This is a genomic window from Sphaerochaeta halotolerans (genome assembly GCF_003429665.1).
Lineage (GTDB): Bacteria > Spirochaetota > Spirochaetia > Sphaerochaetales > Sphaerochaetaceae > Sphaerochaeta > Sphaerochaeta halotolerans.
This window is the reverse complement of the sequence record NZ_QUWK01000011.1, coordinates 1-12,611: the sequence shown is the minus strand read 5'-3', so window position 1 is coordinate 12,611 and position 12,611 is coordinate 1. Positions and strand designations below refer to the sequence as shown.

12 protein-coding genes and 1 other annotated feature are annotated in these 12,611 nt (G+C 48.3%); all 12 genes read left to right on the top strand.

The features are described 5' to 3' along the window. Positions 1-36: 36 nt before the first annotated feature. The 12 genes from ispH (at position 37) to DYP60_RS10390 (ending at position 12,330) form a co-directional block, all read left to right on the top strand. Positions 37-894, top strand: a complete 858-nt coding sequence (gene ispH / locus DYP60_RS10445) for a 4-hydroxy-3-methylbut-2-enyl diphosphate reductase (protein WP_117330958.1) — start codon at positions 37-39, stop codon at positions 892-894. Positions 895-897: 3 nt separating this feature from the next. Then, the gene (locus DYP60_RS10440; protein WP_117330957.1) at positions 898-1,569 is read left to right on the top strand and encodes a redox-sensing transcriptional repressor Rex; all 672 of its coding nucleotides are present in this window, start codon (positions 898-900) and stop codon (positions 1,567-1,569) included. 205 nt (positions 1,570-1,774) lie between these two features. Beyond that, positions 1,775-2,032, top strand: coding sequence for a (2Fe-2S) ferredoxin domain-containing protein (locus tag DYP60_RS10435; protein WP_117330956.1), 258 nt, complete (start codon positions 1,775-1,777; stop codon positions 2,030-2,032). Further along, positions 2,032-3,840 carry a [Fe-Fe] hydrogenase large subunit C-terminal domain-containing protein gene (locus DYP60_RS10430; RefSeq protein WP_117330955.1) on the top strand — a complete coding sequence of 603 codons (1,809 nt, stop codon included), beginning with the start codon at positions 2,032-2,034 and terminating at the stop codon, positions 3,838-3,840. Before DYP60_RS10435 ends, DYP60_RS10430 begins: the two co-directional genes overlap by 1 nt. Further along, positions 3,837-5,030, top strand: coding sequence for a SpoIIE family protein phosphatase (locus DYP60_RS10425; protein ID WP_117330954.1), 1,194 nt, complete (start codon positions 3,837-3,839; stop codon positions 5,028-5,030). Before DYP60_RS10430 ends, DYP60_RS10425 begins: the two co-directional genes overlap by 4 nt. A gap of 11 nt (positions 5,031-5,041) precedes the next feature. Further along, positions 5,042-5,308: a (2Fe-2S) ferredoxin domain-containing protein gene (locus DYP60_RS10420; protein WP_117330953.1), complete on the top strand. Its 267-nt coding sequence runs from the start codon at positions 5,042-5,044 to the stop codon at positions 5,306-5,308. Beyond that, on the top strand, positions 5,301-6,773 hold the full coding sequence (locus tag DYP60_RS10415) for a monomeric [FeFe] hydrogenase (RefSeq protein WP_117330952.1): 1,473 nt from the start codon (positions 5,301-5,303) through the stop codon (positions 6,771-6,773). The genes DYP60_RS10420 and DYP60_RS10415 overlap by 8 nt, the downstream gene beginning before the upstream one ends. A gap of 4 nt (positions 6,774-6,777) precedes the next feature. Continuing rightward, on the top strand, positions 6,778-7,257 hold the full coding sequence (locus tag DYP60_RS10410) for a GAF domain-containing protein (protein ID WP_117330951.1): 480 nt from the start codon (positions 6,778-6,780) through the stop codon (positions 7,255-7,257). A 29-nt stretch (positions 7,258-7,286) separates the two neighbouring features. After that, positions 7,287-7,534: a binding site (T-box leader), on the top strand. 78 nt (positions 7,535-7,612) lie between these two features. Further along, positions 7,613-9,358 carry a threonine--tRNA ligase gene (gene thrS, locus DYP60_RS10405; protein WP_117330950.1) on the top strand — a complete coding sequence of 582 codons (1,746 nt, stop codon included), beginning with the start codon at positions 7,613-7,615 and terminating at the stop codon, positions 9,356-9,358. Between the two features lie 66 nt (positions 9,359-9,424). Next, positions 9,425-10,921 carry a carboxypeptidase M32 gene (locus DYP60_RS10400; protein ID WP_117330949.1) on the top strand — a complete coding sequence of 499 codons (1,497 nt, stop codon included), beginning with the start codon at positions 9,425-9,427 and terminating at the stop codon, positions 10,919-10,921. Between the two features lie 12 nt (positions 10,922-10,933). Beyond that, positions 10,934-11,530, top strand: coding sequence for a CDP-diacylglycerol--glycerol-3-phosphate 3-phosphatidyltransferase (gene pgsA / locus DYP60_RS10395; RefSeq protein WP_117330948.1), 597 nt, complete (start codon positions 10,934-10,936; stop codon positions 11,528-11,530). 2 nt (positions 11,531-11,532) lie between these two features. Next, entirely contained in the window at positions 11,533-12,330 is a 798-nt protein-coding gene (locus DYP60_RS10390) for an HAD-IIB family hydrolase (RefSeq protein WP_117330947.1), read from the top strand. The last annotated feature ends 281 nt before the right edge of the window (positions 12,331-12,611 follow it).

Here is a 12,611-nt window from a genome sequence, read left to right as displayed (position 1 = left end):
TACCATGTGGCAGCGTTTTTGCCATAATGGGGGTATATGAAACTGATTCTTTCCAAAAACATGGGGTATTGCAAAGGGGTGTCCAGAGTATTGGCTCTTGCTGTTTCAGCTTTGCAGGATGCAAAAGATGCTGGCAAGCCTGTGTATTCATTGGGAAAACTCATTCACAATGACGAAACTTGTGCTTTTTTTGCCGATCAGGGGATGCAGGTTATTGCAGGATCAGAAGGCTATGAGCCAGGGGTGGTCGTACTTCGTGCACACGGAGTACCTGATACAGTACGTTCCTCCTTTGTGGAGGCTGGGTTTGATTTGGTCGATGCAACCTGCCCAGTGGTGAAGCACAACCTCTCAAGCATTGCCGCATATGCTTCGAGTCACACCATTTTGATTATAGGGCACCCAGGGCATCCTGAGACTCTTGCGATGAGAGGCGTGCAGTGTGGGGGGAAGAGCTGTGAGACTGTCTTGATACACAATCCTGAGGATATTGGGCTTCCTGAGCCTGGGAAATCCTATGTGGTGTTTGTGCAGACGACATTTGACCAAGGCTTATGGAATGAAATCCAAGCTATCTTGAGAACGTGGGAACGTTACGGGTGTGAGATTATCTTTGCCAATGAGGTATGCCCAAGCTCAATCAACCGACGACAAGCAACGCTCGAGTTAGCTGATGCCTGCGATGCTGTGGTGGTAATCGGGGGGAGGGAGAGTGCAAACACCCGTGCACTGTACCGGCTGGTATGCAAACGGGGAAAAAAGGCCTGGCATATAGAGAATGAAACGGAAATTACCGACGAAATGCGTAGCTATGATATACTAGGGATAACGGCAGGGGCTTCAACCCCTTCTGAAGTGATTCACCGCGTAATAGATAGTTTGCAACAGGAGTGATACATGGAGACAGGTTATCGGGGGATTCCTATTCCCACCATCAAGCGGCTTCCTTCCTACCTCAGGCTTTTGCAGGGGTATCGGGAGCAAGGAATGGAGATGGTCAGTGCAACTACCTTGGCTGAAGAGCTTGGATTGAAACCGATTCAAGTGCGTAAGGACATTTCCTGTACCGGGATTGAGGGTAAACCCAAGGTAGGGTTCGTAGTTGTAAATCTTATTGAGGCGATCATCCATACCTTAGGGTGGGATAATGCCACCGATGCAATTGTGGTAGGTGCTGGCCATCTGGGGTCAGCTCTCGCACGGTACGAGGGTTTCGAGAGATATGGACTTAAGATTGTAGCTGCCTTTGATGTCGATCCAAATAAGTGGGATACTTGGCTTGGAGACGTTCCAGTCTTTCCTCTCAGCAAGGTCAAGGAGTACATTGATCGGAACCATGTCAACATTGGCGTGCTTGCCGTTCCCGCTGACCAAGCTCAGGAGACATCTGAGCTACTTGTGGAGTGTGGATTGCTCGCCATCTGGAACTTCGCACCCAAGGATCTGAGGCTTCCGGACCATGTGGTGGTACAGCGCACAGATCTGGCTACAAGTTTCGCGGTCCTTTCTGCCAAGGTACGGCAAAAGATGAACAAGAAGGAACTGAGTAGCGAAGTGGATGATTGGTAATACGTAGTGTGCAGATATATGGGGTATCGTAATGATACCCCATTTTAATGTGAATATGAGTATATAAAAAAGCATTTTTATCCTAAATATGTGCATTGAAATCGGAAAATATTAAATTATAAAACCCATTGGATTAAATATTTATTGACTATTCGACACTTCCATCGCTACCATGACCACAAGAGAAAAGGTAATGAGGTCACTAATGAAGAAACTGGTCGTGGAGCTGTGCATGGGGAGTTCTTGCTTTGCTCGAGGGAATTCCCAGACACTTGCAGTCTTGGAGTCTTATTTGCAGAAGTCTGGATATGCAAGTCAAGTCGAATTGGTAGGACACCTGTGTATGGGTGATTGTTCCAAGGGTCCGAATATCCGTATCGCCGATGCTACCTACCAGGGGCTTGTTGCTGAAGAGGTGCTCCAACTGGTTGTAGATGCCTTGGTAGAGAGGGAAGGGTTGTAATGATACACCCCATCTTTACTGAGCTGACTGAATGTCGCGACTGTTATAAATGTGTTCGTGGTTGTCCTGTAAAGGCTATCCAGGTGAAGGATGGCTCAGCTGTTGTTGTAAAGGATCGATGTATCTATTGCGGGCACTGTGTTGATATTTGTCCTTCTCATGCAAAAAAGATACGTGGTGACTTGTCAAGGGTCAGGCAGTTTGTCCAGAGTGGAAGAAAAATCTTCTGTTCGCTTGCTCCTTCCTGTGTAGCCGAATTCCCCTTCAGCATTGACAGCTTGGTAGTTGCGCTTACCCGTCTGGGGTTCAGTGGAGTGAGTGAGACAGCTATTGGAGCACATTTGGTTAACCAGGCAATTGAGATGTATGCAGAATCCCATGAAGGAACTTGCCCATGGATTTCCTCTGCCTGTCCAACGGTGGTTCAGATGGTGAAAAAGTACTACCCATCACTGATAAACCAGCTAAGCAAGGTACCTTCCCCCTTACAGTGTCATAGCGCATATTTACGAGCGCTCTATGGACAGGAGATTGGAGTGGTCTTCATTGGTCCGTGCATTGCAAAAAAGGTGGAAGCAGACCAGACTCCCGGCTATCCGGATTTTGCCTTGACCTATGAGGAGCTCAATGCTTGGCTCTTGGCCGAGCAGATTGATTTGGACATGATTGAAGCTGAAGTCACCGCAGATTCGTCCATTGTTCCTTCTCTGGTCCCCTGCCGAGCTGGAAAGTCAACCCTATACCCGGTTGAGGGCGGAATGATTGCTTCCTTGAAGTGGGGAAGTGACCCCTTCCAGACTCATGCTGTTGCTATCAGTGGTATGAACCAAGTAGCAGGGACTTTATCGGGGATGGAGAAGGAAGATCTGAATACAGCATTTCTAGAACTCCTTGCATGCGAAGGAGGGTGCATCAATGGACCAGTAAGCAGCCAAGGTCGTTCCTCTGCTACCAAAAAGAGCTTGAGCTCACGCTATACACGCAGTCGGATCACAGACCGAGTGCCAATATTTAACGGAGATGCCTCATTTGTTGCCAAGCTTCTAGATGGGGGCTATTCCCTTATTGTGAAAAACAATGAGCAAGAAGAGAAGCCTGTATCCAGCTTCATATCTTCGCATAGTAAAGAGGAAATTGACCAAGCGCTCAAACTTCTGGGAAAGCGGGATGCAGCAGAGGAGTTGAACTGTGGAGGGTGTGGTTACAACAGTTGCCGGGAGATGGCCGTTGCCTATCTAGATGGTATGGCTGAACCTGAAATGTGTGTAACCAAGATGAGGAAAGAAGCCCAGAGCAAGATGGATGTATTGCTCAGGACCATTCCTGTAGGAGTGGTAATTGTGGATGACCAACTCCAAATAGTGGACTGCAACAACAACTTCCTGAAGCTGTTCGGTGATCTTGACTTCTCTTTGGGGCCATCACAGTTGAATCTGGTCTTTGGGTTGCCTGTAAAACGGTTTGTACCGTTCTATGAAAAGTTCATGGACCAGTTCACCTCTTCCATGGTACGGCAGTACCGGCTGCACTACGAGGACACCTTTCTCAAGGTGACCTTCTTCTCAGTAGAGAAGCAGCATCTAGTTGGTGCTTTGTTTGAAGATATTACTACTCCTACGGTTCGGCGCGAGACAGTAGTAAAGAAAGCTGAGGATGTAATCCAAAGGAGCTTGGAGACAGTACAAAAGATTGCATCCTTGCTTGGGGAGAATGCAGCAGAGACTGAAATCATGCTGAATAGTCTTATTGATACCTTCAAGGTTCCTCCCAGCGGGGAGCAAGACGGATATACGCAGGAAGAATCATGAACGACGTTTTCATTGATGTAGATTATGCACAAATCTACAAGCATGGTCAAAAAATTGGAGGGGATGTGTTCCTGCTGTCTAGACAGGATGCATCTGGCCAGATTGTCTGCACACTCAGTGATGGACTGGGTAGTGGCGTAAAGGCAAATGTGTTGGCAAGCCTTACAGCCCGTATGGCCCATAAGCTTAGCTTCAGTCCCATGGATTTGACGCGCTCAGCTAAGATTATCATGAATACACTTCCTGTGTGCAAGGAAAGAAAGATCAGCTATGCAACATTCACCATTGCTGATCTGAGAAGGAACAACGCGGGTGAAGTACTGGTGAATCTTGTTGAGTACGACAATCCTTCAGCACTCATGTTCCAAGGGGGTGTTCCCGTCCGATGGGAACGGGAGAAGATTGATCTCAAAAGGGATGGGGCATTTAAGCGGGAAGTGTTAGGGCATTCTTTTCTGAAGCTTCCCATTGGAAGTCGTCTCTTGATATTTAGTGATGGTGTTACCCAGGCTGGCATGGGAAAATCGCTTCCCTTGGGCTGGCGTCTTGATGGAGTGAGGTCATTCGCCCAAAAGTTAATCGAACGGAATCCAGATATATCTAGTCACGATCTTGCACGGGATGTTGTGGCCCATGCCCATACGCTCGATCGTCTTACTGCAAAGGATGACATTACCTGTATGGTTTTGTATGTGAGAAAACCCAGGAGGACACTGGTAGTAACTGGTCCTCCCTTTAAGAAAGAACAAGATTGTGTACTGGTAGAGAAAATCCGGAGTTTTGAAGGGAAACGGATTGTCAGTGGAGGAACGACAGCCCAGATTGTAAGCAGAATCCTGAATCGACCTTTGAAAGTTGATATGAGCTGTTGGTCCCCACAAGTACCGCCATGCTCGAAGATGGAAGGGCTGGATCTGGTGACGGAAGGGATGTTGACACTGAGTAAAGTGGCAACCGTCCTGGAGCAAAAAAGGCAAGCATATACCCTACCCAATGATGCAGTGAAGAAGTTCATTCAGGTCATGCAAGAGAGTGATCAAGTACACTTCATCGTCGGAACGAAAATTAATGAAGCACACCAAGATCCCAGCATTCCGGTGGAAATTGGGATTCGTAGAACCTTGATTTGCAGGTTGCAGCGGGCATTGGAAGACAACTATTTGAAAGAAACATCTTTGGAATATATATAGGAGATACAGTCATGGGAAAGAAAGAGAAGGTGAGTGTCAGGATTTGTGTGGGGACTGCATGTTTTGTGCAGGGTGGGGCCGATCTATTGCTTTACCAGGATTTTTTGGACCCTGTTGTGCTTGCAGGATGTGATATCCATGGCATTTCCTGCATCTCAGGTTGCAAGGATGATACAATGGCCGTCCGTCCCCCCTATATTGAGATTGATGGAAAAGTATTTGGAGAGATGACCCAGGATAAGTTATGTAAATTATTGCGGGAGGCCGTCCATGCTTGAATTGAACAACCAGTACACAACAATCAAGCGCCAAGTGCACACTGAGGTGCTCAAGCAATTTTTCCAAGATACCTTGGTCCAGAATGTGGACAAGATTCCCATACAGCTCATTCCAAAGCAACGTATTCCCACTCGGTGTTGCATCTACAAGGAACGGGCGATGGTACGCTACCGTATCATGGCCTTCTTGGGTTTTGATATCGAGAGAGAGGATGATGAAATGAAGAGCCTCTCTTCCTATGTGCAGGAGATCATGGAGGAAGACAAACCGCTTTCCCCTTTGTTGACGACAATCAGCACTGCTTGTTCATCCTGCCCTCCCGATCGATACATGATCAGTGATGCCTGTCGTGGATGTTTTGCGCGTCCTTGTCTTTCCAATTGCCCGAAGGACTGCATTACCTTCTCAGGGGGCAAGGCACACATCGATGAGAGCAGGTGCATCCGTTGTGGGAAATGCATGGAGGTATGCCCCTTCCATGCAGTAGTGCATATTCCCGTTCCCTGTGAACAGGCTTGTCCAGTAGATGCAGTGAAAAAGAATGAAACGGGCTATGTGGAAATTGATTGGGACAGATGCATCAGTTGCGGAAAATGCGCAATAAGCTGTCCTTTTGGAGCGATTGTGGAGCGTTCAACAATCATGACTGTAGCCAAAAAACTCAAAAACAGAGACCATATGACTGCAATTATTGCGCCAGCGATTGAAGGGCAATTTCCCGGAACCCTTGCCCAAATAAAGCATGCTCTGCTTGCCACCGGCTTCACCTCAGTGATTGAGGTCAGTGAAGGTGCTCATGAAACGTGCTTGCACGAGGCTGAAGAATTGGCCTCCAGAAAGAGAGAAGGAACAGGATTCATGACAACAAGCTGTTGTTCAGCGTACATGACGCTGGTAGACAAGCACCTTCCGTTCCTTGAGAATCGTCGGTCATCAGCTCTCTCCCCGATGGCATACACAGCAATGCTGGCCAAGGAGCGGAATAAGGATACGAGTGTGATTTTCATCGGTCCTTGTCTGGCAAAGAAAGATGAGGCTGCCTCCCTTGGCACCATAGACGGTGTGCTGACCTTCAGCGAACTGGCGTCCCTCTTTGTCGCAAAAGATATTGATGTTCGGGAGATGGATGCCACTGATCTTGAAGATGTTTCCCGCTTTGAAGATTGCAGGGAATTTGCCCTCTCTGGCGGTGCTGCTGCCTGTGTGAACAAGCGTGCTGCGATTGGGGATGAGATTTCGTTCTTCCCGGTGAATGGGATAGACAGAAAAATGGCCCGGGTGATGAAAACGTGGGAGAAAAGACCTGTAGATGCCGACTTGGTTGAGGTCATGTGCTGTGAAGGTGGCTGTATCAACGGGCCGGGGGTGGTAGTAAAGCCCTCTGTTGCACTTCGACTCAGGGGAGGCAATAGAGCCTCTAGCCCCGTAGAAGCGATGCGTGCAATACTGAAGCCCAAGGAGTAATCATATGCATGTAGGTACAGGCAGTTCATTCCTTGAACAACTTTCTGCAATAACTGAAGGGTGGGATGGGAGTATAGAGAGACGATATTGCCATCTTTCCAATGTCTCAGCTCTGCTCAACCAGTATCTGGAGAGGATCAACTGGGTGGGGTTTTACCTCATGAAGGAGGACCGCACGGCCTTGGTGCTTGGTCCATTCCAGGGAAAAGTTGCCTGCACTGATATCAGCTTGGATCGTGGAGTATGTGGACTTGCTGCTCGTTCAAAACAGAGTGTGAGGGTAGACGATGTGCACACCTTTCCTGGCCACATTGCCTGTGACAGTGCTTCCAGAAGTGAATTGGTGGTTCCCTTGATCAATAAAAATGGGGATGTGCTAGGAGTCCTGGATGTGGATAGCGCCCAAAGAGGGCGTTTTGCTGAAGATGACCAACATCTGTTGGAACGTGCTGCCAAGATTATTTCCCAGGCACTTTGGACTTGACTAATTGCTTCGATGTGAGCATTCTATAGGACAAGGCGATGAGAAAGACGAGTAGTCGGTAGCGGATTCAAAGAGAGGACTTCCTTGGTTGAGAGAAGTCTGAATGGCGCCCGATGAAAACCCCTTTTGAGCTGCAGGTCGAACGCATCAGTTAGTAGGCCATGCCGCATACCTGGCGATACAGGTGCAATGAGTGTCTTTCCCAGAGTGAATAAGCTGGGAAGGGAAGCAAGGTGGAACCGCGGAACATGAGAGCTTTCATGTCTTCGTCCTTGCCGGAAGTGGAACATGCCACCCGGTAGGGTGAGGGCATGAAGGCTTTTTTTGTTGGAATGGGTATGAGTGAGGAGATAGTATGGCAACGTTAGAAGCAGGAGAGAAACTCTCCAAGATACGGCATTCAATGGCACATGTGATGGCAGAGGCGGTTCTCGAGATGTTCCCAGATGCACAGATTGCTATTGGTCCTGCGATTGATAATGGATTCTATTATGATTTTGATCTTCCCCGGCAGCTGGTCACAGAGGACCTCGATGAGATTTCCGAGCGGATGCGTGCAATCATCAAGGAGGATAAGCCGTTTGTAAGGACGGTGGTCAGCCGAGATGAAGCAAAGCAGCGCTTTGCAAGCCAGAAGTACAAGTTGGAATTGCTCGAGGCAATTCCCGAGGATGAAGAGGTAAGCCTCTACAACCAAGGAGGGTTTACCGACCTCTGTCGTGGTCCCCATGTGGATTCTACCAAGGAGCTTAACGGTGATGCCTTCAAATTGATGAGCATTGCCGGAGCATATTGGAGAGGCAAGGAAACCAATCCCATGCTGACCCGTATCTATGGTACGGCTTGGTCCAATGCCAAGGAACTTCGTCTCTATTTGCAGCATCTTGAAGATGTTGAGAAACGCGACCACCGCAAGCTCGGCAAGGAACTTGATTTGTTCAGTTTGCATGAGGAAGCAGGTCCGGGTCTTGTCTATTGGCATCCAATGGGTGCCCGTATAAGACAGGCAATCGAGGATTTCTGGCGTAAGGAGCACTATGCCAATGGGTATGAAATGGTGTACACCCCCCATATTGGACGTTCCTGGCTTTGGGAGACCAGTGGTCACCTTGGTTTCTACAAGGAAGGGATGTATCCTCCCATGGAGATGGACAAGAGCGATTACTATGTGAAACCGATGAACTGTCCGTTCCACATCATGATCTATAAGAACAGCAAGCACTCCTATCGCGATTTGCCTTTCAGATGGGCGGAGCTGGGGACTGTCTATCGCTATGAGAAGGCTGGTGCGATGCACGGGCTGATGCGCGTTCGTGGGTTCACCCAGGATGATGCTCACCTGTTTGTCACTCCAGACCAGATGAACGATGAGATTTTGGAAGTACTCAGGTTCTCGCTGCATATGTTGCACTCCTTCGGGTTTTCCGAAATTAATGCATACCTCTCCACGATGCCGGAAAAGGCTGTCGGGGATCCGCAGCGTTGGGCGGATGCAACCGAGGCCCTCAGACAGGCCATTGAGAAGGAAGGTCTTTCCTATGAGGTTGACGAGGGTGGTGGTGCCTTCTATGGCCCGAAGATTGACCTGAAGGTCAAGGATGCCATCGGACGTGAATGGCAGCTTTCCACAGTGCAATTCGATTTCAACGAACCTGAACGATTTGACATGACCTTTGTAGACAAGGATGGAGTGGAGAAGCGTCCCTATATGATCCACCGTGCCCTCCTTGGTTCCATCGAGCGGTTCTTCGGGGTGCTTATCGAGCACTACGCAGGGGCGTTCCCGCCTTGGCTTGCACCTGAGCAGATCAAGATCATCCCAGTAGGGGAGACCTTCTTTGACTATGCAAAGACCTTGGAGAAGCGACTTCGCAGCGAAGGTTTTCGAGTTTCTGCTGATCTTGGAGATGACAGGATGAATGCAAAAATTCGTAACGCCCAGAAACTGAAGATACCGTACATGGTAATCATTGGTGAACGTGAGATGGAGCATGACCAGGTTTCAGTACGCCTCAGAAGCGGCAAACAGGAGAACGGACTTACAACCCAGGCTTTCATTGATATGGTGAGAGAGAAGGTTGCAAGCAAGGAACAACTGTAGGACAGTAAGGAATGTAATACTGAGAGCCGGAGCCATTCTGGCTCTCAATTTCAGTTGGAGGTATCCATGACACAAAGAGAAGCATATGCACGTTTGGTTGAGATTGATCGCCAGATTGTATTGATTGATCATATGGAGGCAACACTCTACTGGGACCAGGAGATATCACTATCTCCTCTGGGATTGGAAGAGCGGTCGGTGCAACTGGGCTATCTTGCCCAACTGCGGCATGACTTGGCCAGTTCCCCAGAAATGGGGGAGGTGTTGGCACATCTTGAGGGTTTGAATGATGCATCGGATGTTGAGCTTGGGCTGATTAGGATCAGGAGACGGGAGTATGAGAAAATGAGAAAGCTTCCTGTCTTATTGGTACGTTCAATATCTGAACAAGGGGCAAGAGCCCATAACAGCTGGGTTGCTGCGCGCAAGGCAGGCGATTGGTCGCTCTTCAGTGGGGACCTCTCTTCCATGGTAACGTTGGTGCGAGAGAAAGCTACACTATTGAAACAGGAGGGAGGGTGCCTCTATGATGGATTGCTCCAGGAGTTTGAGGAGGGGATAAGGACTGACCAGGTTGCCCAACTCTTCAGTGAGATCAAGGAACCTTTGATCTCCTTGGTGGACCGATTCTCCTCAAAGACTGTGGATAGTTCTTTTCTCTATGGTTCCTACCCGATTGAACAACAACAGATGTTTGCAAATGAGGTGTTGAAGGCAATGCAGTTTGACTTCCAGAGAGGGAGTTGTGCTGTCTCTGTGCATCCATTTACCACCACCATTGGTTCTGATGATATTCGAATTACTACCCGCTATACTGATCCTTCGGTGATGGATAGTTTCAGTTCCACCGTTCATGAGGGAGGCCATGCTCTTTATGAGATGGGTGCCTCAAATGCAGCACTGAAGGGGACCAGCTTGGCAGTTGGCGCCTCGCTTGGAATGCATGAGTCGCAGAGCAGGCTCTGGGAGAACATGATTGCCAAAAGTCCTGAGTTTTGGCATTTCTACTATCCCCGGTTCAAAGCACTCTTTCCTGTACAAACTGCAGGGATTTCCGAGGATCAGTTTGTAATTGCAATTAACAAAGTGGAGAGAACTCCGATCAGGGTTAACGCTGACGAGGTTAGCTACAGCCTGCATGTCATGCTTCGCTTTAATCTGGAACAGATGATTATCAATGGGGAGGTCTCCATCAATGAGGTTCCCGAAGCGTGGAATGCGGAGCACCGTTCACTCTTGGGTTTCACTCCTGCATCGATTAAGGAAGGGGTGCTGCAGGATGTCCATTGGAGTAGTGGTGATTTCGGGTATTTCCCAACCTATGCTCTGGGAAATCTCTATGGAGCACAGATTTGGAAAAAGGTGAAGGAAGATCTGCCAGTTTCTTCATTATTGCAAAGTGGTAATCTGGGGACCATCAGTGACTATCTGAAAACCTCAATCTATGAACGAGGAGCAATCAATACCGGCCTTGAAACGCTGGAGAAGGTAACCAACAGAGGTCTTGACGCGAGTTTGTTCACAAGCTACCTTGAAGACAAATTCAGCCGTTTGTTCGGCTAATGAGAGGTCCGTATGAATATTCCGAATAAGCTTACTGTGTCGCGGTTGATTATGGCACCACTTTTTTTCATTGCATTTCATCTTGGCTCATGGTTCGGACCTTCATTTCAGGATGCGGCCTCCATCCTTACGCTTGTGCTTTGGGCTTTAACAGAGCTGACCGATCTGTTGGACGGCCAGATTGCGAGAAGTAAAAATTTGGTGACTGACTTGGGAAAGGTAATGGATCCCTTTGCTGATACTTTTAGCAGGTTGACCTATTTTGTCTGCCTCTCGGGAGCGGGAATTATGCCACTCTGGACTTTTATTTTGATCATGTGGCGTGAGTTCTCCATCCTGTTTGTCAGGATGCTGATGATGGGCAAGGGGAAGCCGGTTGCTGCAAATATCTGGGGGAAGAGCAAGGCAGTGCTGTATGCAGTGAGTGGAGCGTTGGGTATCCTCTATATTGCGCTGGGTAATTGGATTGGTGATTCCTCGTTTGTCCAGGCCTTGCGTCCCGTAGTCACTGGGGTTTTTGTGTTGGCAGCAATTGCTGCTGTGATGTCCTTCTTGACCTATATTAGGGCTATTATTCGTGATGGCACACTTTCTTCGATGAGTCGGTGAGCATGCAACCATTAAAAAATCTCTTAGATACAGAAGCAAAAAAGATTGCCTTCCTGCTCACCGATGTTGATGACACGCTTACCACCCATGGAAAACTACGGCCAATTGCTTTAGAAGCATTGTATAAGCTTGAAGAGGCAGGAATCCGAACCATCTGTGTAACAGGTGGTTCAGCCGGTTGGGGGGACACCTATCTCCGCCAATGGCCGATAGAGGCAGTGTTGAGTGAAAGCGGGGCTGTCTGTCTCTATCGAGAGGATGGTGCTATTCGTCATTTTGTACATCCTTCAATTGTGCAGGAAGGGTATCAGGAACGCGTGCAGGCTATGATTAAACGGGTCCTCGCTTCTGTTGATGGTGCCAAGGTATCGAGCGATCAGTTTGCACGAATATACGATGTTGCTTTTGACCATGGAAGTGAACCCCCCTTTCTTTCTGAGGCCGGTATCGATAAGATTGTCGAGATCTGCCGAGATATGGGTGCTGGTACAGCTGTCAGTTCGATACACGTGAATGCTTGGTTTGGGTCGTTTGACAAGTATGAAGGTTCCAGAGCCTTTTTTAGCCAGGTGCTTGGCCTCGATGAGCAGGAAATGCTGGAAACTGGTTGTTACTGTGGGGACGCCCCAAACGACCAAGTGATGTTTTCCCATTTTCCTCTGAGTTTTGGGGTCGGGAACATAAAAAAACGAGTTGATTCCATGCAGTTTTTACCTACCTATGTTGCAGAAAATGAAGGTGGAGAAGGGTTTGCAGAGATAGTTGATGCTCTGCTCGCCAAGCGACAGCAAGATTTGTGAAAAATCTTTGAATGGAACGCTTGACACTGTAAGAGGTCTTTTGCTATGTTATCGGAGCACGCTAAACGACGTTAAGTCGTAAGCGAGCAGATTTTTGACAGACATATGAGAGAAGAGAAGAGAAGATATACCGCGAGATGATTGCCGTTTACGGCCGTTGATCAAGCGGGTTAGGAAGCTTTAGGGCTTCCCAGTCAATTCACAAGAATGAAGAACGATAGTGTAACAAGCTACGTTCGTGCGAGAATTACAGGGAAAACTTACAAGCAAGGCAAGCCGGG